The sequence below is a fragment of the Mycobacterium shunyiense genome (genome assembly GCF_058270075.1).
On the sequence record NZ_JBZDPU010000015.1, the window covers coordinates 648007 to 673159 of the forward strand.

At 65.7% G+C, this 25153-nt stretch carries 26 protein-coding genes and 2 pseudogenes; 11 read left to right on the forward strand and 17 right to left on the reverse strand.

Translation table 11 applies throughout. The features are described 5' to 3' along the window. Window positions 1-35: 35 nt before the first annotated feature. Window positions 36-674: pseudogene (locus AC4ELH_RS17520) on the forward strand (DUF2293 domain-containing protein); the annotation flags it as partial. Between the two features lie 19 nt (window positions 675-693). Here the strand turns inward: AC4ELH_RS17520 and cax are convergent. From cax to AC4ELH_RS17565, 9 genes are all read right to left on the reverse strand, one after another. Further along, entirely contained in the window at window positions 694-1794 is a 1101-nt protein-coding gene (gene cax, locus AC4ELH_RS17525; RefSeq protein ID WP_498885635.1) for a calcium/proton exchanger, read from the reverse strand. Window positions 1795-1831: 37 nt separating this feature from the next. Continuing rightward, complete coding sequence (locus AC4ELH_RS17530; RefSeq protein WP_498885637.1) at window positions 1832-4147, reverse strand: esterase-like activity of phytase family protein; 2316 nt, start codon at window positions 4145-4147, stop codon at window positions 1832-1834. Window positions 4148-4243: 96 nt separating this feature from the next. Beyond that, the gene (locus AC4ELH_RS17535; protein WP_498885639.1) at window positions 4244-4642 is read right to left on the reverse strand and encodes a hypothetical protein; all 399 of its coding nucleotides are present in this window, start codon (window positions 4640-4642) and stop codon (window positions 4244-4246) included. A 30-nt stretch (window positions 4643-4672) separates the two neighbouring features. After that, window positions 4673-5023 carry a hypothetical protein gene (locus AC4ELH_RS17540; protein WP_498885641.1) on the reverse strand — a complete coding sequence of 117 codons (351 nt, stop codon included), beginning with the start codon at window positions 5021-5023 and terminating at the stop codon, window positions 4673-4675. Between the two features lie 5 nt (window positions 5024-5028). Then, window positions 5029-5601 (reverse strand): hypothetical protein, encoded by a 573-nt coding sequence (locus AC4ELH_RS17545; RefSeq protein WP_498885643.1) that lies wholly within the window; start codon window positions 5599-5601, stop codon window positions 5029-5031. Then, a complete protein-coding gene (locus tag AC4ELH_RS17550) occupies window positions 5535-7436 on the reverse strand; it encodes an AAA family ATPase (protein ID WP_498885645.1) in 1902 nt (633 codons plus the stop codon). The genes AC4ELH_RS17545 and AC4ELH_RS17550 overlap by 67 nt, the downstream gene beginning before the upstream one ends. A gap of 58 nt (window positions 7437-7494) precedes the next feature. Then, window positions 7495-7881 carry a type II toxin-antitoxin system death-on-curing family toxin gene (locus AC4ELH_RS17555; RefSeq protein ID WP_498885647.1) on the reverse strand — a complete coding sequence of 129 codons (387 nt, stop codon included), beginning with the start codon at window positions 7879-7881 and terminating at the stop codon, window positions 7495-7497. Next, window positions 7878-8075: an antitoxin Phd gene (locus AC4ELH_RS17560; protein ID WP_163664361.1), complete on the reverse strand. Its 198-nt coding sequence runs from the start codon at window positions 8073-8075 to the stop codon at window positions 7878-7880. Before AC4ELH_RS17560 ends, AC4ELH_RS17555 begins: the two co-directional genes overlap by 4 nt. A gap of 82 nt (window positions 8076-8157) precedes the next feature. Next, complete coding sequence (locus AC4ELH_RS17565; protein WP_498885650.1) at window positions 8158-8751, reverse strand: DUF2510 domain-containing protein; 594 nt, start codon at window positions 8749-8751, stop codon at window positions 8158-8160. Between the two features lie 253 nt (window positions 8752-9004). Here AC4ELH_RS17565 and AC4ELH_RS17570 point away from each other — a divergent pair, with 253 nt between their 5' ends. Then, window positions 9005-10009, forward strand: coding sequence for a metallophosphoesterase (locus AC4ELH_RS17570; RefSeq protein ID WP_498885652.1), 1005 nt, complete (start codon window positions 9005-9007; stop codon window positions 10007-10009). Here AC4ELH_RS17570 and AC4ELH_RS17575 read toward each other — a convergent pair. Together AC4ELH_RS17575 and AC4ELH_RS17580 are read right to left on the reverse strand one after the other, a co-directional pair. After that, window positions 9988-10953, reverse strand: coding sequence for a mechanosensitive ion channel family protein (locus tag AC4ELH_RS17575; protein ID WP_491837762.1), 966 nt, complete (start codon window positions 10951-10953; stop codon window positions 9988-9990). The genes AC4ELH_RS17570 and AC4ELH_RS17575 overlap by 22 nt on opposite strands. Before the next feature lie 99 nt (window positions 10954-11052). Then, on the reverse strand, window positions 11053-11712 hold the full coding sequence (locus AC4ELH_RS17580) for an NUDIX hydrolase (RefSeq protein WP_498885654.1): 660 nt from the start codon (window positions 11710-11712) through the stop codon (window positions 11053-11055). Window positions 11713-11780: 68 nt separating this feature from the next. On the opposite strand from AC4ELH_RS17580, the pseudogene AC4ELH_RS17585 reads away from it, so the two are divergent. Beyond that, window positions 11781-13183 (forward strand): annotated as a pseudogene (locus AC4ELH_RS17585) (ADP-ribosylglycohydrolase family protein). Between the two features lie 12 nt (window positions 13184-13195). Here the strand turns inward: AC4ELH_RS17585 and AC4ELH_RS17590 are convergent. Then, entirely contained in the window at window positions 13196-14050 is an 855-nt protein-coding gene (locus AC4ELH_RS17590; protein WP_498885655.1) for a hypothetical protein, read from the reverse strand. Window positions 14051-14196: 146 nt separating this feature from the next. Here AC4ELH_RS17590 and AC4ELH_RS17595 point away from each other — a divergent pair, with 146 nt between their 5' ends. Beyond that, window positions 14197-16206, forward strand: a complete 2010-nt coding sequence (locus tag AC4ELH_RS17595) for an OPT family oligopeptide transporter (protein WP_498885657.1) — start codon at window positions 14197-14199, stop codon at window positions 16204-16206. A 77-nt stretch (window positions 16207-16283) separates the two neighbouring features. Here the strand turns inward: AC4ELH_RS17595 and AC4ELH_RS17600 are convergent, their stop codons facing one another. The 3 genes from AC4ELH_RS17600 to AC4ELH_RS17610 form a co-directional block, all read right to left on the reverse strand. Further along, window positions 16284-16667, reverse strand: a complete 384-nt coding sequence (locus tag AC4ELH_RS17600; RefSeq protein WP_498885658.1) for a type II toxin-antitoxin system VapC family toxin — start codon at window positions 16665-16667, stop codon at window positions 16284-16286. Then, window positions 16664-16879, reverse strand: coding sequence for a hypothetical protein (locus AC4ELH_RS17605; protein WP_055110149.1), 216 nt, complete (start codon window positions 16877-16879; stop codon window positions 16664-16666). Before AC4ELH_RS17605 ends, AC4ELH_RS17600 begins: the two co-directional genes overlap by 4 nt. Before the next feature lie 103 nt (window positions 16880-16982). Beyond that, window positions 16983-17945, reverse strand: coding sequence for a ribonuclease HI (locus tag AC4ELH_RS17610; RefSeq protein ID WP_498885659.1), 963 nt, complete (start codon window positions 17943-17945; stop codon window positions 16983-16985). 146 nt (window positions 17946-18091) lie between these two features. Between AC4ELH_RS17610 and AC4ELH_RS17615 the strand changes: the two genes are divergently transcribed. The 4 genes from AC4ELH_RS17615 (at window position 18092) to AC4ELH_RS17630 (ending at window position 20959) form a co-directional block, all read left to right on the forward strand. Continuing rightward, a complete protein-coding gene (locus AC4ELH_RS17615) occupies window positions 18092-18658 on the forward strand; it encodes a hypothetical protein (protein WP_498885661.1) in 567 nt (188 codons plus the stop codon). Between the two features lie 108 nt (window positions 18659-18766). Next, window positions 18767-19465 carry an exodeoxyribonuclease III gene (locus tag AC4ELH_RS17620; protein ID WP_498885662.1) on the forward strand — a complete coding sequence of 233 codons (699 nt, stop codon included), beginning with the start codon at window positions 18767-18769 and terminating at the stop codon, window positions 19463-19465. Between the two features lie 22 nt (window positions 19466-19487). After that, window positions 19488-19823: a hypothetical protein gene (locus AC4ELH_RS17625; RefSeq protein WP_498885663.1), complete on the forward strand. Its 336-nt coding sequence runs from the start codon at window positions 19488-19490 to the stop codon at window positions 19821-19823. Between the two features lie 305 nt (window positions 19824-20128). Then, window positions 20129-20959, forward strand: a complete 831-nt coding sequence (locus AC4ELH_RS17630) for a DUF4268 domain-containing protein (protein WP_498885664.1) — start codon at window positions 20129-20131, stop codon at window positions 20957-20959. 116 nt (window positions 20960-21075) lie between these two features. Here the strand turns inward: AC4ELH_RS17630 and AC4ELH_RS17635 are convergent, their stop codons facing one another. Next, window positions 21076-21879: a hypothetical protein gene (locus AC4ELH_RS17635; protein WP_498885665.1), complete on the reverse strand. Its 804-nt coding sequence runs from the start codon at window positions 21877-21879 to the stop codon at window positions 21076-21078. Between the two features lie 100 nt (window positions 21880-21979). Further along, complete coding sequence (locus AC4ELH_RS17640; protein ID WP_498885666.1) at window positions 21980-22387, reverse strand: hypothetical protein; 408 nt, start codon at window positions 22385-22387, stop codon at window positions 21980-21982. A gap of 163 nt (window positions 22388-22550) precedes the next feature. On the opposite strand from AC4ELH_RS17640, the gene AC4ELH_RS17645 reads away from it, so the two are divergent. From AC4ELH_RS17645 to AC4ELH_RS17655, 3 genes are read left to right on the forward strand one after another with little or no spacing between them, the layout of a single operon-like run. Continuing rightward, window positions 22551-23630, forward strand: coding sequence for a hypothetical protein (locus tag AC4ELH_RS17645; RefSeq protein WP_498885667.1), 1080 nt, complete (start codon window positions 22551-22553; stop codon window positions 23628-23630). Window positions 23631-23675: 45 nt separating this feature from the next. Next, window positions 23676-24206 carry a T3SS (YopN, CesT) and YbjN peptide-binding chaperone 1 gene (locus tag AC4ELH_RS17650; RefSeq protein ID WP_498885668.1) on the forward strand — a complete coding sequence of 177 codons (531 nt, stop codon included), beginning with the start codon at window positions 23676-23678 and terminating at the stop codon, window positions 24204-24206. Next, window positions 24199-25089 (forward strand): S1C family serine protease, encoded by an 891-nt coding sequence (locus tag AC4ELH_RS17655; RefSeq protein WP_498885669.1) that lies wholly within the window; start codon window positions 24199-24201, stop codon window positions 25087-25089. The genes AC4ELH_RS17650 and AC4ELH_RS17655 overlap by 8 nt, the downstream gene beginning before the upstream one ends. The last annotated feature ends 64 nt before the right edge of the window (window positions 25090-25153 follow it).

The following is a 25153-nucleotide window of genomic DNA, read 5'->3' on the forward strand; positions in this document are numbered from 1 at the left end:
TACCCTCGCCTGATATGGCTGGGGCGAAGACTCGGGATCTCGTTGTCGTCATCGCGCTCAAAGACTGGACCTGCACCTCATGCGGCGGAACTGGCGACATTCTGTCCATGGAGGACGCGGGCCCGGTTTGCCTGGTGTGCGCCGACCTCGGGCATCTTGAGTTCCTTCCCGCCGGTGATGCCGCGCTGACGCGGCGAGCAACGAAGGCAAGCGACCTGCACGCGGTGGTAGTGCGTTGGAGCAGATCGCGCAAACACTATGAGCGGCAAGGGATCTTAGCCGAACCCGAGGCGATCGAACTCGCTGAACAAGAGTGCCTGTCCGACGCCGAGGTCCGCGCCCGCCGACGGGAACGTGACCGGGTGCGGCGCAGCGACGAAGACTTGCGATTCCAGGCTGATTTCGCCGCGGCGATTCTCGACCAGTTTCCGCGCTGTCCAGCCCGCCGCGCCGACATCGTCGCCCGCCACGCGGCTGTCCGTGGCAGTGGGCGGGTCGGGCGCAGCGCTGCCGGGCGTGCGCTCGACCCCGATGCCGTACGCCTCGCAGTCACGGCGTCCGTACGTCATGAGGACACCGACTACGACGAACTGCTCATGTCCGGTGTTGACCGGCGTACAGCTCGGGATCGGGTGTACGACGCCGTGGACGCGGTGCTCGACAGTTGGCGGTGACAGCCGGCGGTACTAAACGTCAGCCCCACCAGAACGAGGCGGCGATGATGCAGTACAACGCGATCAGCGCCGCGCCTTCCAGCCACGTCGACTCCCCGTCGAAGGCGATGATCGCCGCCAGCACGACGGCGACCAGCAGCGCGACGATCAGCATCGGACCGAACACCAGGGTCAGTGAGGCGAGCCCGAAGATCTGGCTCACCAACACGAGCACCGGCGCCAACACGAGGGCGATCTGAATCGGGCTGTTGAGGATGATCGAGAAGGCGTACTCGGACTGGTTTTTGGCGGCGAGTTGCACACCGACGACGTTCTCCACCGCATTGCCTGCGATCGCCACGATCACCAGACCGGCGAATGCCTGCGAGATGTGGAGCGAGTCCATCGCAGGTTCCAGCGCGGCGACAAACCAATCGGAGACGAACGCGGCCAACCCGCCCGCGATGGCGAGCATGCCGATCGCCAACCCGACCGGCCAGCGCGGCTGTTCTTTGTGCGGCTGGGGCACCGGCTCGCTGGTCTTGTCCGCGCTGGTCTTGTTCTTGTCGCGGCTCAGCGAATACGGCAGCGACAATCCGAACAGCACCAGCAGGACGACCGACACGATCATCGAGAAAGACACTTCGTGCTCGGAGGCCGGCGCGTGTACCTCGTGGGCGATCGACGGAATCGCCATGGCCGTCACCGACAGCACCATTAGCACGAGGATGGTCCGGACCTGGGCGGAGCCGAGCTTCTGCGGCCCGTGTTTCAGTCCACCGACCAGGAACGCCAGGCCCAATACCAGCAGCAGGTTGGCGAGGATGGAACCGACGAGCGCGGCCCGCACCACATCGACCAGTCCGGCCTTGAGCGCGAAGATGCAGATGAACAACTCCGGCAGATTGCCGAGCGCGGACTGCAGCACCCCGGTCGCCCCGGGGCCGAACCGGTCACCGAGTTGGTCGACGGCCAGCCCGACCAGCGAGGCCAATACCGTGACGGCCAGTGCACTGACGACAAAACCGACCAGGTGCGGCCAGCCACCGTAATGGGACAGCCCGGCCACCACACAGATGGCCAGGCCACCGAAGATCAACAGCTTGTCGGATCGGATGAAGACCGCCGTCATGCGCGTCATCTTGTCACCTCGACCCGCTCACCGGCGGGAACCGGAACTATCCTGTCAACGCCTCCGCCGCCGGGCCGAGATCGAGGAACACCGTCTCGCCGTTGGCGTCGTCGAGCCCGTCGTTGTCGGTGACCACGTACAGGTTCTGGTTGCCGGCGATCGCGAAACCCTCGACCTTCTCCTGCACATAACCGTTGGTGGCCTGCAGATCCGGCACCAGATTGCGGGCCAACGTCTTCGGCAGAACATCCGGCTTGTCACCGGCTGTCACGCCTGGGCCGTCGGGAATCGCCACCCGGTACAGCGCTTTGAGCCGCGCGTCGGGGCCGTTGAGTTTGTCGCGCTCAAGGATCAGCAATTCACCGTTGTGGACGGCGATTTCGGAGACCCCGATCCAGTCGTCCTTGGTGTCGGTGGCCTCCAACTGGTAGCCGAACCATTCCCACTTGTCCCCTGCCGGCGTGTAGCGGCCGATGCGGGCCACGCCCGACGGGTCGGACTTGAGCTCACGTTGCAGCGCCACCCAGACGGCGTCTCCATCGACAGCGACTCCTTCGAAGCCCTGACTACCCAGCTGGGCGGCAATGTCTTTGGGCAGCGGCACCCGCTTCTCGATCCGGCCGTCGGCGGCGACGTAGACCAGCTGGTTACCGGGGCCGTCTTCGCCTTCGACCGCCAGCACGAAACCGCCGTCCGGGCGGGCGGATACGCCCTCGGTGTCGAGGGTGACCGGCTTGCCGTCCTCGGTGATGGGCAGTTGGGTGTCGATCAGCGCGGGCTTCTGTGCTACGTCCAGGCCGAGGATGCGGGCCGGGCCGTAGGCGCTGTCGGTGGCGGTGTAGAGCCGGTTGCCGTCTTGCGGGTCGGCCGACAGTGCTCCGAGAGCACCCCAGCCGATCGGCTTGCCGTCGATGTCGCCGGACACAATGGAGGGAAAGTCCGGTTTGCCTGCGGCTTTGAAAGCGTCGCCGTAGCCGTAGAGGTTGACCGAGGCTCGCACGTGGGCCTCGGCATCGTCGGCCTCTGAGGAGATGGCCAGCAGGTTCCGCGACGGGATCGGCAGCACCCCTTCGGGGCCGGGCGTGGTCGGCAGGATCTGCCGGAACCTCGGAGCGGCCGGTTCACTGACGTCGTAGACGGCGACGAAGTTGCTGCGCTCCGATGCGATCAGCGCGGTGCGGCGACCACCGATGGTGGTGATGGCCAGGCCTTCCGGCTCGGGGCCTTTGGCCTCGGCGCGCCCTTCGATGTGCAGGCCGGTGCGCACCGCGAGTTGTTCGAAGGAGTTGCCGGCGTCCCACACCACCTTGCCGGTGTTGGCGTCGAAGATCGTCCAGCCGCGGGTGCCGCCCTTCCAGTCGCCTTCGTTGGCGGTGGCGAAGTAGTCGTCGCCGATCCAGCCGATGGCGTCGGGCTCCCGCGGGGTGTCTTTGATCGAACCGGTCTGATCGATCGTGTCGTCTTCTTTGGTGTCGATGCCGTCGACGGATTGGCTTCCGGCGCTGAAGATCTTGGTGACCGTGCCGGTGTGGCCGTCGAGGACGGCGATGCCGTTGTTCTCCTGCAGCGTCACCGCGACCTGGCCGCGGGTGTTGATGCTGACGTATTCGGGTTCGAGGTCTTCGGGGGTGTCCAGACCGGCTTTCCGCGCCGCGTCGACATCGAAATCCACCTTGCGGGGCGTCCAGCTGTTCGGCGGGCCCGTGAGGTCGATCAATTGCACGAATCCGGTCGGCGGCTGGGGCAGGTCGCCTTCCTCCTTGCCCGGCGGGGTGAACTCCTCGTTGCGCTGGTTCTCCATGGCGATCGCGGCGAACGTGCCGTCGGGGCTGATGGCGATCGAGTCGGGCTGACCGCCCAGGTCGATGCTGTGCACGCGGGTGCGGTCGGCGGTCCGGACGATGTCGACGCGGCCGGAGGGGTGCGCGAAGTCGCCACCGGTGGTGTCGACGACGACGAGGACGCGATCTTTCACGGCCGCCACCGACGTCGGCTGGTCATCATTATGGCCCAGCTCGGTGAGGGAAAGTGTGCCTTTACCAACGGGTTTGGCGGGATCTGTGATGTCGAGGAAGCCGATGCGCTTGCCGGCCGCGTCGGTGTAGATGACCGTGTTGCCGTCGGGGGTGACGGTGGAGATCTCGGCGACGGTCTCCTTCTCGGCCGGATCCTCAGCAGGTTTGTTGAGGTACACCGGATACGTGGCGGTGCGGTGGTAGCGGTCCGAGTCGGGCAGGTTCCAGTCGATCGGCGAGGTCGCCTTCGTGGTGCTCGATTCTGGCTTGCGGTCCTCGGTGGTGCAGCCCGCCAGGATCAGCGCTGCCGCCGTCGTCATTGCTGCGGCCCGTCTCGCCGTTGTCATTCGTCACCCTCTTCAGTTGTGCCGGTGCGTCGCACGAGCCTGCCTCGCACAGGTGACTGACAGGGATTGCACAGATGAACGGAGAGCGACGCGTGGCTACAGCGGCGCCGAGAGCGGGCCGAGCACCTGGCACTGCGGTGCGATCTCCGCGATGCCCATCCACCCGCCGCATGCCCGGCCGGTGGACACGTAGGTCGCTCCGGGCCGGTAGGGCGTGCGCACGTGCGCCGGTTGAGCTCCCCTGCCCTGGTTGCATTGGATGGGTGAAGCGTTGTCCTGACGTTGCACGCAGGCGACGCTGAAGCGCGGATCAGCCGGCGCTCCGCACGCGTCCGGCGATACGGTCACGCTGACCATGTCGGCGCCGTCGACATGAACGACAGCGGGCGGCGACAGCGTGAAGGAGCATGGCGGCGCCGGATCGGCGTGGGCGGGTGTCGCGATAGCGCCCGCGATCACGATTCCTGACAACAGCACCAAACTGGCCCGAGCCATGTGCCGATCATAGTTCCGCTGCCTCGTCGATCAGAAGGACTCGGCGGGAATCAACGATGCGACCACACCGCACAGGTACTCGACCTCGGCGCTGGACGGTTGCATCTCGAAGGCATGCACGTGGCAGGCGACGCTGAGGCGGTTCCACGCGAGCGCCGCCCGGTCGGCGGCCTCGGCGGCGTCCAGGGACTTGAGCACGACGAGCTTGCTGCGCGAATTCGCCCAGGGAGCGTCCACCTTGAGGGCAGCGCATCGCTGATCGATGATCTCTTCCAGGGCCTGACGGGCCAGGAACGCCGCCACCCGGGACGACAGCCCCTCCGCCGCGCCGGGAGACCGCAGAACACGTTGCGCCTGGCCGAGCAGGTCCATGGCACTCATCGGACTCATCGCAACGCCAGCACGTCGAGCACCGTTTTCTCCAGATCCCGGGCATCGTGGATGGAGACGGGTTTCGCGTCGCCGTGCGCGCCGGCGCTGCAGATCCGCAGTGCCCGTTTGCGTTCCGGCTTGAGCCATTGCGTCAGATCGACCTGTGGGTCGCCGTGGATCGCCAGCGCCAGCCGGCTCGAGGTCTTCTTGGCCGACGCCCATTTGCCCTCGGATTCGGTGAGTGCGCGGCCGGCCAGTGCCTGCTTGGCATAGAAGGTCTGCTTGGCAGCGGATTCCAACGCCATCCGGAACAGTGCCGGCGCGGCCCGGCCTTTGATGTCCTCGGGCATCTTGGCGTCTTTGATCAGCGCGAAGATGTCGTCGACCTGACGCAGCGCTGGATTCACGTTGTCACGCACGGTGACTCGCGATCCCGTCTCACGGACCACTTCGATGAGCCGGGCGTCGACCCCGGTTTCCCGGATGACCGAGGCCAGCCGGTCGTCGTGGGAGAAGACGATCACCTGATGGGTCTTGGCGATCTCGCAGAGCACCTGGACGAATCCGTCGATCTTCGACGGGTCCATCGCCTGGATGGGGTCATCGAGGACCACGAAGCGGAACGGACTCTTCGCTGAGGTCGCGCGGGGCAGGAACAACGCCAGTGCCAGCGGTGCAGTTCGCCCTGGCTCATCACCGAGAGCGCCTTGGTGGGCTTGCCGTCCACGGCGCCTTCGAGCACCACCTTGCGTCGGGTGGACGTCCCTTCCAGGGAAATCTCGACGAGGTCAACATTGCTTTCCTGGCGGAGCTGGTGCCAGATGTCGCGGGCTTGGGCCGCAATGGGTTTGAGCCGCAGATTGCGGAAGGCAGCAGCATGCTCGTTGACCCACTTCTTGGCCTTGGAAACGGCGTTGAGCTCGTCGTCCACCGCCCGGGCCTGCTCTTCTAGCCCAACCCAGCCACCCAGCTGGGCCGCCAGTGGCGCCCATGCGGTCTCGCGTCGCGCGAGTTCGTCGGCTGCTTCGGCGCGCAGCGATTCGGCGGTGGCGATCACCTCGGTCAGCGTCGACTCGGCGTGGGCCGCGAGCGCGTCGTCCCCGACCGGGATCTTCCGTGCCGCGGCCACCGCGTCGTTGTAGCCCGCGAGGGCTGCGAGTTCGACGCCGGGCACTGCGGCCGCCGAGGCCAGTCCCTGGATCAGGTTGGTGAGATTCGCCCGAGCGATTTTGAGTTGTTGTGCCGTGGCGCGGTATTCGTCCAGCAGTTCTTCGCTCTGCGCGATGCTGTGCTGAGCAGCCGTGGCCCAGTCCGCGTCGAGGCGCCCCTGCGCGCACACCGGGCAGTCGGCGTCACCGCCCTGATCGTGAAAACGCAGCGCGGTGCGCAGCAGGTCGACGCGTTGACTGGTGAGGTCGATCGCGGCGGTCGCGGAGTCGGCCGCCGCTTTGGTGGCGGTGCGTAGTTGCCGCGTCACCTCCTCGACGGTGTCGATGGTCGGCGTCTCCAGCTGGGCAACGGCCCGCAGGGCAGGCATCACGTCGGTGTGGGCCTCGCCCCCTCCGGTGGCCAGAGCGCGGACATCATCAAGGGGCACACGGTGTTTGCGCAGGAGTTTGGCGGCGCGCTCGGCGCGTTCATCGGCCTGCCCAGCCAAGGCGGCCTGCACCCGCCTGCGTTCGGCGTCGGCGGTGTCGCTGGCGGTCCTGATCTCCTTGAGCCGTGCGGCCAGCAGCTTCTCGGTGTCGGCGAGCGCGTCGAGCCCCAGCAGTTTGGCCAGCGCGTCGTACAACGCCGATGGCCCGCCGTCGAACAGTCGGCCGAGTTCCTCGTAGGACAACAGCGGGCGGTGCAGTTCGAGGGCCCGCGTCCAGCCCAGTGCCGCGGTGCCGTCGACCCGCTTACCCCCGCCGGCCTGTGTCCAGGTGGTGCAGTTGTCCAGCTTCGCGCCCTGGCCCCAGTCGACCCCGACGGTGAACGGACCGGCCGCCTCGCGGGTGAACCCGACCTGGATCTGGCACGGGTCGGGGTGGTGGAGGTTCTGCCAGGCCTCGGCCCACAGGCTCTCCTTCTTGTTCCAGCGGTAGCTCGTGCCGGTGAGCGTGAGCTCCAGCGCCTCGGCGAAGCTGGATTTTCCGGAACCGTTGCGGCCACTGACCACCATCAGACCCGGCGCCGGGAACAGGTCCAGCCGCGCCGACGGTCCGACACCGCGGAATCCGGAGACCGCGATCGAGCTGAGAAATGTTGGCGCCGGGCTGGTTTCCGCGGCGTCGTCGGTGCCGCCGGACACCTCCGCCAGGGCGCTCAGCACGACGTCCTTGGCCCCGTCGGACAGCGCGTCGTCGGCTCCGAGGAGTTCCAAGATGACGTCGTGGACGGACTGTTCGGCACCTGCGGCGGGCCCACCCTCTTGCGGCATGCAACGATTTAACAGCCTTCATCCGACAAATTTGTCGGGATCGTCAGTTGGGGTCGTATCACGTCCCGGCGACGCTGAAATTCAACAGTGCAGCGACGATCTCACCCAACTCACCATCCTGGGTCGCCACCTCGTTCATCAGAATCTCTGCCCTATCGATGTCGAAATCGGGTGCGAGTTCAATCCCGTTGATGTGCAAGAACGTCCACGCCGACGCCCAGGCGGTCCGCTTGTTTCCGTCGACAAGGGCGTGATTACGGGCAAGCGATTGCAGAAGTGCCGCGGCCTTTTCCCAGACGTGCGGGTAGGCGTCCACCCCGAAGACCGTCGCCCGCGGCCGCGCGACGGCCGCGTCGAGCAGGCCATAGTCACGCACCTGCAGGTCACCGCCGAACGCGATTGACCCAGCGGTCAGTACGTCATCGCGGTCGAGATACTCGATCACGCCAAACGTCGGTTGAGTTCGGCCGAACGCTGGGCCACGACCCGCGCCGCCTCAGCCACTCTGCGCTTGTGCATGCTGGCGCGCTCAATGACGGCCGCGTGCGCGAACTTCTTCAACGACAGGTCGTCGGCTCGGGCCGCGGCCCGAATCTGCTCCATTTCGGCGTCGTCGAAGTCCAGGTTCAATGAAGGCATGAGATGAGGGTACTCCTGTTGGTACCAAATCAGGTACCAATTTGGCGAAACCCTCACCCAACAGCGAGGATGCCGCAGATCCTTACTCCGGCGGCGGCGGGTAGCGACCGTGCACTCCGCGCGGGTCGCCCTCCTGGTACAGCTGGTCCTCGTAGTCGGCGCGGTCGGCGAGCATGTCGCGTCGGAACTGCTCGGTGCGCTGCTGCCCCTCGCGTTGCTGGGCGGACTTGAGTGCCCAGACGCCGACGCCGGCCACAACCCCGACCACTGCCAAAACTCCGATCAGCCAAGGGTGTTCGGCGATCACGCCGAGTACGAACAGCCCGCCCAGCACGGATACCACCACCAGCGCGGGCCGACGGTTGGCGCTCTGGACCGAGGCGCCGGGGCCGGCCACTGCCACCGAGGACGACGAACCTCCGCTGAACAGGGCGACGAGGATCCAGATCGGCAACCACGCCCCGCAGCTCAGCAGCGTCAGCACGAGGTGCAGACCGTGGTTGGCCCCGCCGCCGTTCGCGACGGCCACGGCAACGGCCGGCGCGGCGGGTACCGGCGCCGGGACCGGCGGAGGGGTGGGCACGAAGTGCTGGGTCCAACGACGGCCGTCGTGGTAGCGCTGACCGGGTTGCCCCTCGGGATCCGGATACCAACCGGGGTTTGTGTGGGTTGCCATTGGTCATTCCTCTCGTCAGCGGTGGTACCGCGCTCATCCGAGCCGGACAGAATGACACTTGCCGCCGACAAGTCCCGATCTCGCGACGTGCGGTACTTGTCGGTGCACCCGGCTATCGTCGAGATAGGTCAAGAGATGCGCCGCGCTCCGAACCAGGGCAGCGAATTTGATGCGCACCGATGTTTTCGATCTCTCCCGCCGCCGGCACACGACCCGGCAACAAGACCATCGCTTGGAAGATTTGGAGTCCCACATGACCGATTCCGTCCAGGGTTACGACATCATCGGCGACGTCCACGGATGCGCCACCCAGCTGGAGGCGCTGCTGACTGAGCTCGGCTACCGGAAGCGCAGCAGCACAAGCGAATACCGGCATCCCGAGCGTCAGGCGATCTTCGTCGGTGACCTGATCGACCGCGGCGACGAACAGCTGCAGGTGCTGCAGACCGCTAAGGACATGGTCGATGCCGGCAGCGCACGGATCGTGATGGGCAACCACGAGTTCAACGCGCTCGCCTATGACACCGAGTGGCCGCTCGGGAGCGGGAAGTTTCTGCGGGCTCACGATGACCCGGACAGCCCGTGGTCGGCGAAGAACACCAAGCAGCATGCGGCGTTTCTGGCCCAGGTCACGGGTGCCGACCGGCGTCGGTATCTGGACTGGTTCGCCACGATTCCGCTGTGGCTGGACCTGGGTGACCTGCGCGTCGTGCATGCGTGCTGGCACCCGGACTCGATGGCGGTCGTGGACCGGCAATGCGGTTCGACCACTCCGTTCACCGAACTGGACCATCTTGTGGCGGCCACCGCCGAAGGTGATCCGCTGTATGAGGCGGTCGAGACACTGCTGAAGGGGCCCGAGATCAGTCTGCTCGACCACGGTCAGCGCAAGTACCTCGACAAGGACGGGATCCCGCGCGGCAACGCGCGCATGCGGTGGTGGAACAGCGATGCCGTCACTCTGCGTGACTTTGCCGAGATGGGAGGCAATTTCACCACCGAGGACGGAGAGCCCTACCCGCCGCTGCCCGAATTGGACCTGTCGGGAAGTGACCTGTCCTACGTGTACCCGCCGGGGGTCCCGGTGTTCTACGGGCATTACTGGCGGCAGGGCTCCCCCGAGCATTTGCACGACTGGACCGAGTACACCGCGTGCGTGGACTTCAGCGCGGTGAGAGGCGGGGCGCTGACCGCGTATCGATGGTCATCGGGCGAGACGCGGATCAACCCAGCCAATTACGTGCCGTTAGTCTCCTGACCGCCGACGACCGCGTGAATACGGCCCTGCGGGTAGGGCAGGTTGATGCCGTTCTCGTCATAGGCACGCAGGATTTCGCGACGGAGCTTGCGCTGCACCGACCATTGCGCGTTCGGTCGGGTCTTCAGCGTCATCCGCAATGTGAGCTGGTCTGCTGCCAGCGACTGCACACCGAGCATCTCCGGTTCGCCGATGACCTTGCCGGCCATCGACGGATCGGAGATGACCTCGTGGGCGGCTTCGACGGCGAGCTGTTCGGCGCGGTCGACGTCGGCGGTCAGCGCGACGGGTACCTCGAGGCGGGCCACGGCGTAGTCCTGGCTCATGTTCCCGACGCGGGCGATCTCGCCGTTGCGGACGTACCAGAGCGTGCCGTCGATGTCGCGGACCGTCGTGATCCGCAGCCCGACAGACTGCACCTCCCCGGACACCTCGCCGAGGTCGACGTTGTCGCCGACGCCGTACTGGTCCTCCAGCAGCATGAACACGCCGCTGACGAAATCGCGGACCAGGTTCTGGGCGCCGAAGCCGATCGCGAGCCCGACCACGCCGGCCGAGGCGATGAATGGTGCGATGTTCACCCCGAGCACGCTGAGGAGCGCCAGCACCACCCAGACCAGCAGCACAATCGACACCGTCGACTTGAGCACCGAGCCGATGGTCTGCGCGCGCTGCTGACGGCGCTCGGCCGCCCGTATACCGTTGGTCGTCGCTGAGGCTCGATCACGCAAGTAGCGCAGCAGTGGAGGCTTTTTCGCTTGCCCTTCCAGTTCCGTGCTACTGGATTTCTTGGTCCTGCCGGTGGTCGCGCGGTCGATCATGCGATGCAGCAAATACCGAATGATTAACGCAACGACGATGTACGCCGCGACTCGAACCGGAACCTCGATCAGCCAATGTCGATTGGTCTCTGTCCATTCGAAAGCCTGGTTGTACACAGCCATATTTTCGACCGTACGGCAGAACTGACGCCCACGTCGAACGAGGACAGCAGCTTACGTCGGCAACACAGCAAACCGCTTATACACCAGTCGGATTCGACGTCACGTCGACGCAGCGCGCCGGAACAGCTCGGCGGGGCGCCCGCGGCCACCGGCGGTGAAGTCGCCGGTCGCTTCGAGTTGATCAACCATCGCGCGCCGGAAGTTGTCGCGCTGCAGCAGATGTCCCGCAACCGCTTCGTGGGTCAGCCGCAGGTCACGCAGGCTGAACGTGTCCCCCAGCAGGTGGTCGGGGTCCGGAGACTTTTCGTAGCGGGCACGCACGTCCGCGACGGCCAACTCGATGATGTCGTCGTGGTCGAAGACCAGCCCACCGCGGATATCGGTCGTCACCAGGCGGGTCGTCTCCGCTGCGCGCGTCGCCAGGCGTTCTGCCGGGACAACGGCGAGGTGCGCGACGGACAACACCCGACCCCGGTCGTCGCGCTTCAGCGCGTCGAACACGTGGAGTTGCCGCGGGTTAAGCCCGTGGACGTCGGCCTTGTCCGCCAGCGACCGCCGGACCGCATCGGCGAGGAGCTCCCCCTCGTGCAGGAATGTGCCCGGCAAAGCCCAGCCGCGCCCCCGTGTGCGACGGACCTGCAGCACCACCAGGCCGGCGGCGGGGTCGACGGTCAGCACGGCGGCATCGACCGCGACCGAGGGTCGCGGGTAGTCCTCCAGCCCCTTGCCGCTGGTGCCCCGATACTCGTGCTTGTCCATGTCAGTACCTCAGCGTACAGTTCTTCACTAATTAGCGCGTATTTGCGCAATATAGAGGAGGGTGCGTCATGGCATCACTGAACGACCGCGTTGAAGGCGTACTGCTGGGCACCGCAGCGGGCGACGCACTGGGGGCGCCGTACGAATTCCAGCCGGCGCGCGGACCGGAACTGCCGGTCGAGATGGTCGGCGGCGGCCCCTGGGAGCCCGGGGAATGGACCGACGACACCTCGATGGCGATCGCGATCGCGGAAGTCGCCGCCACCGGTGCCGATTTGCGGAATCCCGAGGCTCAGGACGCGATCGTGAAGCGCTGGTACGAATGGTCGCTGGTTGCAAAGGATGTCGGGATCCAGACCCGGTCGGTGCTCACTGCCGCTGGCCGAGACGGCACCGCCGCCGCGGCGCGGGCCGCAGCCGCCGACGTGCACGCACGCGAGGGTCGCAGCGGCGGCAACGGATCGCTGATGCGGACCGCGCCGGTGGCCATCGCCTACCTCGATGACGAGGACGCCATGGTCGAGGCCGCTCGTGCGATCAGCGGACTCACTCATTTCGAGGCCGATGCCGCCGACGCCACGGTGTTGTGGTGCAGCGCAATTCGTCATGCCGTGCTGACCACCGAGCTCGATGTCCGAATCGGCCTGCACCACCTCGACCCCGATCGTCGTGCCCTGTGGACCAAGCGACTCGACGAGGCCGAGGCATCCCGTCCCGCGGACTTCCCAAAAACGGGTGGGTGGTGGGGGCGCTGCAGGCGGCATGGTCAGCGATCGTCACGACCGCCGCCGACGGTCGCGGTCCCGAGCACCTGCGTCGCGGGATCGATGCGGCCGTCCGCTCCGGAAATGACACCGACACGGTGGCGGCAATTGCCGGCGGACTGCTCGGCGCCGCGTACGGAGCGTCCGCGGTACCGTTGCAGTGGCGAACCCTGCTGCACGGTTGGCCCGGGATGCGGGCACGAGGGCTGGTGAGGTTGGCGACGGCGATCGAACAGAAGAAGCCGAGCACCGACCCGGATTACTCGTGGTCGCGCGCCGACATCCTCGTCGCTCACCCGCACGACCCGGGGGTTCTGCTGGGCAGCGTGGGCGCGTTGCGGAAACTTCCGGCCGAGGTAAGCGCGGTCGTGTCGCTGTGCCGCATCCCGGAAAGCGATGTGCCCGAGGGTATGCCGCATGTCGAGGCGCGGCTGATCGACAAGACCGACTTCGACGAGAATCCCCACCTTGATTTCGTGCTGCTCGACACGGTGGGTGCCATCGAAGAGCTGCGCGCGCAGGGACACACGGTGCTGGTGCACTGCGTCGAGTCCTACAGCCGCACGCCCACGGTGGCGGCACTCTATGGTGCGCAGCGCTCGGGGGTCGGAACTGAGCAGGCGCTGGCGGACATTCTCGAGGCATTGCCCGACGCCAACCCGAACCTGGTCTTCCGGGAGGCGTTGCGACGCTTGGGTAATCGGTGAGTGTGCCTGCACTCACCACCACGCGTGGTCACACACGGTGCACCACCACTTCTCGTCCCTGGGGCAGCAGCCGCCGATGTGCAGCCACGGTCCCCACGACTGGGGGTCGGCGGGATCGCCGTACTGGATCGTCTGGGTCCGTAGCCCTCCGCACTGCGGACATTCGGGGTTCTGGGCGAACTTGAAGTCGATGAACGACCGGAAGTTGCCGTCACGCATCCGGTCGCGGCAGCGTCGACAGATGACGGCCGGCCAGTCCGTGGCCACTGCCCGCACTGCCGCGCGGAACGGCCCGCGCACGCGTGGACTGTCCGCGGTTCGGATCGGTGAATCCGGGTGCCACCGCGGCAGCGGGTCGACGGTGTGGATGTGCACGAGGTCGCGGGCGTCGGCTTCGGTCAGGTCGATCGGCGCGCCACAGCCGTGACAGTCCCCGTCGAACTTGAGCAGATTGCGTGCGGCCGCCACCGAGGAATGCCCCCAGCGGTTCTCCGGTCCCCCGTACACCGGACTCTCGTGGATCGCCAGGATCACCCGTTCGGCGTCGTCGTCATCGAGGCGCCAGCTGACGAATGTATCGCTGAGGCCGAGCACCATCGCCAGCGTCGCCAGGTCCACCAGATCGAGGCCGTACGGATTCAGCAGCGCACCGCCGAAGCCACCCTCGTGGTCGATGCGGGCCAGCCGCGTCACCACCGAGACCGGATCGGTGCCCAACACGACGACCGCGTAGTCGCCAGGACGTGACTCCCCGAACGCGTAACGCCACGGCCGGTACGGCGATCTCGGCTCCAACAGCGTGATGATGGCGTCCTTCCAGTCTGCGGCTTCGAGGATATGGAGGCGGTGGTGGACCGTTTGCGACATGCGTCAATTATCCCATTGGGGTACGACAATTCGAGGTTCCGAAAGTTAGCTGACAAGCAGCTGATCACACCAACTCAGCCGATCCCGTCGCGGTACGGCGGCCGAGTGCCTACCGTGTATGCACCAGCAACCGAGAGGGAGCCGAGTTGGCCGTCGAAAGCTCCGCACACCCCACCACACCGACGCTGCGCGAGCTCACCGTCCGCGGGATTCTGCTCGGCGGCGCGATCACGCTGGTGTTCACCGCTGCCAACGTCTACCTCGGCCTCAAGGTCGGCCTGACGTTCGCCACCGCCATCCCGGCCGCGGTGATCTCGATGGCCATCCTGCGTAACTTCGCCAACCACTCCGTCGTCGAGAACAACATCGTGCAGACTGTCGCCTCGGCGGCCGGCACGCTGTCGGCGATCATCTTCGTGCTGCCCGGGCTGATCATGATCGGCTGGTGGACCGGGTTCCCGTACTGGATGACCGTGGCCGTATGCGCGGTCGGCGGCATCCTCGGCGTGATGTACTCCATCCCGCTGCGCCGGGCCCTGGTGACCGGCTCAGATCTGCCCTATCCGGAAGGGGTGGCCGCCGCCGAGGTCCTCAAGGTCGGCGACAGCACGCGAGGCGCCGAAGAGAACCGCGTCGGCATCCGGGTCATTGCGTTCGGCGCGCTGGTGTCGGCCGGCTTCGGACTGTTGGCCAACCTGAAGGTGCTGGCCAACTATGTCGCGGCGTTCTTCCGCGTCGGGGCAGGCGGTTCGATGTTCGGCGCGAGCCTGTCGCTGGCGCTGATCGGCGTGGGGCATCTGATCGGGATGACCGTCGGCATCGCGATGCTCGTCGGGCTGATCATCTCGTTCGGCGTGCTGCTGCCGATCCGCACCATCGGGACATTCGGCACCGACCAGTCGGTGGCCGACGTGATCGATGGCGTGTTCGTGCACGAGGTGCGGTTCATCGGCGCCGGGGCCATCGCGGTGGCCGCGGTGTGGACGCTGCTGAAGATCCTGCGCCCGATCATCAAAGGCATCACCGAGGCGATGGTCTCGGCGCGGGAGCGACGGGGCGGCCAGCTCGTCGACATCACCCAACGCGACATTCCGTTCCCCCTCGTGGTGGGAGTGATCGTGGCGATGCTGATCCCGATCGCGGCGCTGCTGTGGGACTTTTCCCGCGGCACCGCGCTGCAGGGCAGTTCGGCCGGGATCATCGCGGCGAGCCTGGTGTTCATCTTCGTCATCGGCCTGATCATCGCCGCGGTGTGCGGCTACATGGCCGGCCTGATCGGCTCCTCGAACAGCCCCATCTCCGGGGTCGGCATCCTGACCGTGCTGATCGCCGCGCTGGTGATCAAGGTGGCCTTCGGTCGTGCCGACAGTGACCAGTCCACGGCGCTGGTGGCGTTCACGCTGTTCGTCGCGGCCGTCACCTTCGGTGTCGCCACCATCTCCAACGACAACCTGCAGGACCTCAAGACCGGCCAACTCGTCGGCGCCACACCGTGGAAACAGCAGGTGGCCTTGGTGATTGGAGTGCTGTTCGGGTCGGCGATCATCCCGCCCGTGCTCGACCTGATGCAGCAGGCCTTCGGCTTTCTCGGGGCACCCGGGGCCACCGACCACGCCCTGGCCGCCCCGCAGGCCGCGCTGATCTCCTCGCTCGCCAAAGGCGTGTTCGGCGGGTCGCTGGACTGGTCGCTGATCGGACTGGGTGCGGCGATCGGGGTGGTGATCGTGATCGTCGACGAAATCCTCACCCGCACATCACGGTTCAGTCTGCCGCCGCTGGCCGTCGGGATGGGCATGTACCTGCCGATGAGCCTGACGCTGATCATCCCGCTGGGGTCCCTGCTGGGCTGGTTCTACAACCGGTGGGCCGACGGGAGCGACTCCACGGCCGGCGCCGACCGCAAGAAGCGCCTCGGCGTGCTGTTGGCCACCGGCATGATCGTCGGCGAGAGCCTCTACGGGGTCGTGTTCGCGGGGTTCGTCGCCGGTACGGGAAGCGACGATCCGTTCGCGATCTTCCCCGGCAATGACGGGACGCCGGCCGAGATCATCGGGATCGTGGCGTTCGCAGCGGTTCTCCTGTGGTTGTACAAGCGGACGCAGAAGATTTCTGCGCGTGAGCCGGTGAGAGACAACCCGGACTCGAGCCCTCGCTAATCCGCCTTACGCCACCCAACTCGGATTAGCGATCGGAATAGTCCGAGTTAGGAGTCCCACCGGAAACGACAGCACGCTCACCGAGGCACGACCGTGACGGAGCATCGAGGCCCGTTCGCGCCGGACAACCGCGCATCCGCTGTGACCAGGGCGCAGTCCAGGTTTTCGGCCAGCGCGACATACATTGCGTCATACGCCGTCACCGTCGCCCGAAGTTCCCAGACACGTTCCAGGAGCGGCCAAGCGGCGTAGCGAACCAGCCCGAGCCTCCGCCAGACATCCAGAGCCCGACGCGCATCATCTGTCGCCAGCAGCCCGGCTGCGGCCTGCCGACGCAGCACACTGACAACCTCTACATCCACCAGGTGCGGTACATGAATCGCTTCGGCGGCAAGCAGGCTCCGGGCCGGCCCGTCATTCAATAACGCGGAGACTGCTGCCGACGCGTCGAGGACGATCACCTGCGTTCGGATTCCAACTGCTCGACGATCGTCGCTGCGGGAATGTCGAGATCGGGCAATGTGGCGACCAGTGCCGCGTTGTCCACTCGACGAGTCGCGGCGTCGAGTTCACGGATCGCGACTGCAGTCACCGACGTGCTCGCAGCACGCGCCATCCGTTCGAGTCGATTCATGACCTCGTCGGGGACATTGCGCAGATGCAGGGTTCGCACCCTCTGAGGGTACCCGGATCGCTTGCTTTGAGCTAGCAAATAGCTAGCAGGCGGTCATCATCCTTTCTAGCTTGCAAGCGCCCCTCCTCCGGACGCACCACAACTATGCCGGCACGCTGACGACCCGCCGGAACTCCGCGGCGAACGCCTGCGCGATGCCCGCGGCACGGCGGAGGTACTCGTCGTCATCGAGATCGGCGTCCCCACGTCGATACCGTGAGCCCAACCGCGCCAACGCGTCGGCGCCCTCGTTCAACGGATCACCGGAATGACCAGGAACCCACCGCAATTCGATCCGCTCGCGCTCGACATAGATGCGGCGCCGGGCGACGTGCAGGCAGTGTTCGCGGTCAGGCACCTCCAATGGGTAGTCGGCGGGCATGGCCGGCTCGCCGCGCTTCCAGCGGTTCACCATGGCGATGGCGAGCTGGCTGTCCGACAACACCGTCAGGTGGTGGCGGGGCAACTCCGACACCGCGTCGCCGATCGCGCGTAGCTCGGCAACGAGCACCGGTTCGGTACCGACTCGTCTGGGCGACGACCGGTACCCGGCCAGGCCGTAATCCCCGGACGAGGCGAGCCAACCGAAGCCGGCGTGCCGTTGCCGCACCGAGCCGTCGGTTGCCACAGTGACGGGCCCGCCATCGACGGGTCGTGAGGACGGGTGCGGCGCCGGCTGTGCCGGGCAGGCGTTCTGCAGGTGTGCGACGGCGTCTGCCAGCAATGAGTGATCCGCGTGGTCAGGGCGTTCGATCCACCAGTCCCTCGCTGCCTCGGAGAGCTGCCCGGCGTAGCGCCACAGCGGACTCCCGCAGGACAGGTTCACGACGAATCGGAACCGCTCCGGTTCCGGCTGTCCGGCGCGGACCGCGTCGATGGCATCCAGCGCCGCCACCTCGGGATTGGGCGCCGCCACCGCTCCTGCGCACGACCAGGACTCCGCGACCGCCGCATACCGGTAACCGAATGCCGTCTCGGCGACCGCGATCGCGACGGACTCGGCGGGGCGCGGCCGGGCGAACACCAGGTCGACGCGCCTGGGTCGTGCCTGAGGTACCTGCACCATCTCCCACCTCCCCGCGGGTTTCGATGGGGAGACCTTAGAGGTGGGCACCGACAATGCATCGGCGCGCGACGTACACCGCTTCCAGCGGCCCCACAGCAATCGCCGATACTCTGCGACCGATCGGGGGGACGGCGATGCAGTTCGGTGTGAACAAGGACGGCGAAAGCTCATCGCCACGTGCCTGGTTTCGGCGTGACCATGAACCGAAAGGGTTGGGCCGCAGCGGGATCATTTTGCTCGCACTAGTCGGTGCCATCACGGTTGTCGTGGTGGCCTACATCGGGTTCGTCACTGTCGTTCACGACCCGGACACCACCGATCCTGAACTCGCGAATTTCAGCCCTACCCTGCAGCACGAGCGGGTCCAGGCGGCGATCGATGCGCTCAATGACGGCGCCCCTGAGCGGGGCTTCACCCGTTTGGAATACGTTCCGGGGTCCACCGTGCAAAGCGATGTCTACCTCGGTCAGGAAAGAAATATCCGAGCGGCCATGCCGCCGGAAGGCTGCCGCTACGACCTCAACCATGTCGAGGATGCCGGTGGCCAAGGCAGGAAGCTGGTGCCAGGGTTGTCCACACCCCTGCCGATCTATCAGCTGAACGCGATTGTGGATCAGCAGTGCCCGGGAACGCCGCCGATGTCGCGGACCTTGTCCTTTCTGCTCGTCCATCACTGGGGACACTGGACGCCGGTAGCGGTCGCGAACAGCTGACGGGCGACGCCGGAGCCAACCGTCACCACCATCCGACCGAGTTGTCGGTGTCCATCGGCATACTGTGCGGCTCGCTGGAGATTCCACGTCGAGCGAGAGGACTCCGGCATGACAACCCGCATCGCGACACTGAACATCCGCCACGGTGGCAGCAAGTTCGGTGATGCACTCGCCGCACGGCTGCTCGGCTATGACGCCGATCTGCTCGTGGTCACCGAGTTCCGGGCCAACGACGCAGGTGCCGCACTGATTGCCCAGCTCGAACGCGCCGGATACACGACCACGCACCCTCTGGCTGACCCGAAGCAGAACGGCGTGCTCATCGCCTCCCGCACTCCGATCGACCGGGCGGCGCCGTTCACCCGGGACCTGCCCACCCGGCACCTGTGGTGCGCCGAGTTCGACGGCGTGATCGTGTGCGGGGTCTACCTGCCGCAGGCCCACGCCAAGCTCCCCTACTGGGAGGCCCTGATCGACCGGGCCCGCCACAGCGGCGTCGACCTGCTCATCGGTGACTTCAACACGGGCAACAACGATCTCGACAAAGACCCCAAGGGCACGAAGTTCATCGGACCGGAGATGCCCGGTCGCCTGATCGCCACCGGATACACCGACGTGTGGCGGTCTCTTCACCCGACCACCCGCGAGTACTCGTGGTTCAGCCGCCCCGGCGACAACGGGTTTCGCCTCGACTACGTCTTCGCCGCGCCGGAGTTCGCCCAACGCGTCCAGGCGTGCCGATTCGACCACGAGCCGCGGCTTGCCGGCGAAACCGACCACTCGGCGCTCGTCGCGTCGTTCGACTGACCGCCAACCAGGAAAGGAGACCATGAGCGATCAGAGGTGTGCGCCACGTGCCCGGTGGCCGCTGAGCATCATCCGCGGTTCGAAACTTCCTGCCCCGCACCGTGTCCACGTGACGGTCACGTTCTACATGAGCTCCGACGTGGGGACCGTTGACCTCGCGGTGCACGGGTGCGAGATCGGGGTAACCCCGCACGAAGCCGTCGACCGCACCAAGGAATTCGTTCTCGTTCAGCTGCACCGGGTGCTCACGCAGCGGGGTGAAACGTTCGAGCGGTGGTGGGCTGAAGACGAGCACGGCAATGTCCTCGAATCACGCGACGACTACCAACGGCCTCGCCGGCCGCGGATGTGGAGCTAGGTCAGGCGGCTCATGAAGGTCACGACCTTCGGACTGCGACAATCGTGGCGCAGTGTCAACCACCCTAGCGAGGGCGAGACTTCAGCTGTTCGCCTCCTGGACACCAAGGTTCGTGGCATTCTCACTTCCGATCGCGAGAACCTAGACAAGCACGATTTACATGCACAGAACGTGGGTAAAGTATGTCGACTCCTGAGCTTGGCCGATTGACCATCGTCCCGCCGAGACAGGTGTGGCCGCACGAGGCACTCAACTTCACTCCGTGGCTCCTACAGAACGTTGATGTGCTCGGAGATCTTCTCGGGATGGACCTCGAGCTCGAAGTCGCCGAGCATCCAGTCGGCGATTTCTCGCTGGATCTGATCGGCCGCGACCTCTCCGACGACAGCGTAGTCATCGTCGAGAACCAGCTGGAGGCCTCCGACCACGGCCACCTCGGCCAGATTCTCACCTATGCCGCCGGCACGGATCCCAAGACCATCGTGTGGGTCGCTACCCGATTTCGCTCCGAACATCGAGCCGCGCTGGATTGGCTCAACGAGCACACCGATCCCGACACCCGTTTCTTCGGGGTCGAGATCGTCGTCGTCAAGATTGGTGATTCCGACCCGGCACCCAATTTTGTGCTGGCAGCCCAACCTAACGACTGGGGAAAACAAGTCAAGGCCGCCACCGCAACGGCCGGAACAAGCGAGAAATCTCAGCATTACTGGAACTTCTGGGAATCGTTCCTCAACACTCTCACTGATCGCCATCCCACCTGGACCAACCGTAAAACCTCTAGCCGGGACAATTTCTACGATTTGTCAACCGGCACTGGGGGTGTCGTCTTCGCGATCACCTTCGCGAGTGACGGTCTCCGCCTGCAGCTGTATTTCAACGGTGCTGCTGAGCTCAATCTGTCCCGCTTTCTGGCGTTGCGGGACAAGAAGGAACAGTTCGAGCTTGCGCTCGGGGAGTCGGCCAAGTGGGACGAGAAACCGGGCTTGAAGTCAGCCGCAATCTACGTGTCCTCGCCGTTCGATGACGTGACTAATGTCGAGCAGTGGTCGGCGATGATCGACTGGCTCATTGACCAGCTGGCCCGATTCCGGAGAGCCATCGACGCGGTGGGCGGTCTGGGCTCGTTGGTCTGACGAGGCTGTCGGTGTCTGCGCTGATGCAGCCGTTGCGGCATAGATTGGTGCTGTGTGGCCCGTAGCTTTGAGCTCGACGACCCACCGCTGGTCCCGAAACGGGCCACCCTAGATCATTACGTGGCGGCTCCCCCGTCACGGGCCTGCTGAATCTGGTTCTTGATCTCCCGATAGGCCTGCACGCGGGCCATCACCGCATCGACCGCCGAATCCTGCTGTGTGGTTTCCGGGGTCGCCTCGATGCCGTACAGCATGGCGCTCAACTTCGCCTGCAGCTCGGCGCGCCGCTCGGCGACCCGGGCGTCCTCGCGTTCGGTGCGGAGCGACTTGTCGATGAGCTGGGCTTCCTTCGCGCATTTGCCGATGAGCTCCACCCGTTCTGTCGCAACGACTTCCAGGTTCGCGGCGGTGGTCTTGGCCTCCGCGAGGATCTTGCGGTCCTCTGCGCTCGGCTTGTCCAAGGCCGACAACTTTCCGATGACGCCACGCAGTGCATGCGCCTTCTCGAAGTTGTCGGTGATCGCCTTGACGTCGGCGCTGAAGTCGACGTCGCCCAGCCATCCGGCGCGAGCGGCTTCGGATGCGGTCACCTGCTTCACCGCGCTCAACGCGGATTCAACAAGCGCGGCATTCTGCTTGCCGAGCGTGTCGATACGCCGTTGCTTCTCCTTGCGGACCCGTTCTTCGCGTTGATGTTTGGCGTTGGCCGCCAGCGCCGCCTGCTCGGTGCGCTTCCGTTCCTGCGCCTCGTAGCTGCGTTGCTCAAGCGCAACGACGATCTTGTAGCCGGCCCAGCCCACGACACTGACCACGGCGACGACGCCGAGGACGATCCACACCGGCTTCGGCACCAGCGCGATGACCACGATGACGAAGAAAATGACGCCGCCCGCGCCCGAGGAACTCTTGTTGCTGCTCACCAGGTACCTCCAGATACTCGTCGATGCGACGCTCTGCTGTCATTGAATTGACTGGGCCAAAACGCTCCCGTGGCTGGCCGGGCCGGCGCTCTCCCGGACCTCATCGATCACGAGGTTCTGGGTGGGTGATCCGTTCCAGGACTGTCGGACGGTCTTGCACCACCACGACATCAGGGAACTGGGCGAGCAGCGCACACACGAATGCCGACCGCTTGACGTTCAGGTAGTTGAGCAGCTCGATATGACTGAGAGTCCCGTTCTTACACAACTGTTCCCGGGCCCCGACGATCATCCATGCCGGTACCAACTGAGGTCCTGATGCGCGCGCCCGCGACCGCTCCGTCTCCACCCACACGCCCGTACGGTCGAATGACGTCATCCAATTGGTGCGCTTGTTACTCAACGTCTCGACGACATCGCTGCCCTTGAGGGCCTCGGTGATGCGCTCCAACAGGTCGTCGTCGAGTTCGACGGCCTTCTTGCGACGACCTCCAGAATCACCAGTCATTCGCCTTGCCTCCTATCGGTCATTCCGCTTGCAATCGGCGATGCCGAGTGCGCTCGCTCGAGCCGGACAGGATGACAGAGACCACCGACACAGACGAATCGTCTTGACTTCCCGGAGGCCATTCGCCATCGGGTTGTCGGTGTGCGATGAGACGATGCTCCGCATGGCAGAACGATCGTCCGTCGAAACTGCGGCTTCGCTGGCCGCCGTCGGCGTCGGCGGTTACCAGTTGTTTCGGCTCGTCCGACAGCTACGGCATCGGGCAACCCGCCCCGACATGGTGGATCCGGGCAAGGACCTCGTGCGCTGGCTGCAGTGGGTAGCGTGCGGCCTCGCTGCCGCCGTGGCCCTCGTCGCCGTTGCGTTGTTCGCCTGGCTGGGGCCGGTAGCGATCATCCTTGTGGTCGTCTGCGTCTTGGTCGCCGTCGTGGCCGGGGTCGTTGCCGCCGGGTGGCTCTGGGTGGTGGCAGAACAACGCCGCCGCGCCTGCCGCTACGTCATCTGCGAGGAGGATTACGCAGATGCTCCCCGACAGATAAAGTCGACGATGCGGCGGATCTACCGTTCAGCACGGTCAGTGCGCTCCGGCGCAGCCCACCAACAAGACATGTTCGGTGACCTCAGCCTTGATCAGGTCGTGTACGCCGCGGCCGAACGTGCCATCCTCAGCTCTGAGCTCTCCGCCGGAATCCGCGACCTCCGCCCTGACGCCAAGGCAGCCGACCAGGCGCTGATCGAGAACGTCAACGAGCAGATAGGTGCGATCAAAGACGAATTGGCCACCGTCGAAGCGACATTCAAGCGCAGCGCCAGAACTGCCGACAACCTATCGGAACGCATCACCGAGCCTGAGCGCCGGCGCGCCGCCGAGCATGAGAAGGAAGCTGCTGAAGCCGCGGCCAGCGACCGGCGAGAGCGGGCACGTACCCGCCTCGAAGAGGTCAGCATGCGGGCCGATGCAACCCTGGACCTGTCGCACGGCGACGTGGAGGACAGGATCGACGCCGTCGCTGCCGGGTACGACGAAGCCAAGCAGGTCTCCGACCAGATCCTGAACGACCTCAACGGTGTCCAGGCACCCCGCGCCGATACCAGGAATGCCTCGGCTACCACCACCCGCGACTCGGTGCGGAAAGCAGCGAAATTCACTGCGGGGCAAGCTACCAAGTGGTCCGCCGCGGTGGCGAAAGTGAGTGCGGACAAGCTCAAGAATCGTGGCGATAACGCGCCGTCGAAACCGTGACCTCGGCGGACAAGTGAGCGGGCCAATGAAGCAAGGATGCACAACGTGACCACATTTCGGGCCGGACGCAACGACGAGCCGTCCTTCCTACAGCGAGTCGCCGGTGCTGTCGGCCTCGGCGACGGTCCGGAGGCCACCGTCACCGACGATCTCGACGGGTGGCTGGACCGGACTCTCAAGGATGCACTCGGCTTCAAGGTTCAGCGAGATGACGATGGCGATATACCGATTCCTTACGGGAGTGCGGTGGTGTTCGTCCGACACAGCGAACCGGAGTCACCGTTTCTCGAGATTTTCGCGCCTCTTCTTGAGGGCTTCACGATGTCGCCAGAGGTCTACGAGGCGGTCAATTCGATCAACATGCAGGTGGCGATGGCCAAGGCCATCGTGGATGCCGATGAGAAGCAGATCATCCTGACCGCGGCTCTCCCGGTCATCGGCACCTTGTCCTCAGATGAACTCATGCTGGCGATCGAGTTGGTAGCCGAGGCCGCCGACCACTTCGACTCGTTGTTGCAGAAGAGGTTTGGCGGCACCACGATGCTCGATGACAACGCTGACGAGTTCAATGTCTAGGCTGCTCCGCCAGTTCAGCGACGAAATCGCCGAGCTGGCCGCACGAGTCGCGGCGTCCACCGCCACAGTCACGGGTCTGACGCGCGACTTCGATCAACCGAGCGGCTCGGCCTGGTTGTACGACGACGAACATCTGGTCACCAACAACCACGTCGTCGAAGATCTGGTCGATCCGATCGAAGTGCGGTTCCCCGAGGAGCCGGCGACCCGCGCACTCGTGGTGGGCCGCGACCCGCTGACCGACCTGGCGGTGTTGCGGGTCGACCGCACCGCCATCGCCCCGCTACGACTTGCGGAGCGGCCCGCCCGGCTCGGTGAGCTCTGCCTGGCCGTCGGCAGCCCACTCGGCGAGTTCCCGGCGAGCATCAGCATCGGCATCGTCAGTGGCCTCAAGCGCAGCCTCCCCACACCTGACCTCAGCGCCATCTTCGATGTCATCCAGACTGACTGCGCGATCAATCCTGGCAACTCCGGCGGGCCGCTGGTCGACGTCGACGGCTGTGTGATCGGCGTGAACACCGCGGGCGTCTCGGAGGCCGACGGCATCGGATTCGCCATTCCGGCAGAGACAGTCGCCGATATCGTGCCCGAGCTCTTGTCACACGGCAGCATCCAACGGGCATCACTGGGCATCGGCGTGGCAGTGCGGAAAGTCGACGGCGGCGCCGCAGGCGAGGCGTTGGTGGTGACGTCGGTCAGCGAGAAGGCGGCAGGTCCACTACTGCGGGGTGATGTGCTGCTCGCGATCGGCGATCGGCCGGTGCACAGCCAGAACGAACTACTGCGGGCATTGCGTCGCCGGGTTGCCAACCGCAAGGTTCAGGTGCTGGTCTGGCGCGAGGGGCAGGAAGTTTCAGTGGAATGCCTGCCGCGAAGCCGGTAGCTCAGGAAGTGACGACACAGACTCGTGAGGACACCGTTCCGAAGTGTCCATCATCAGAACGGCG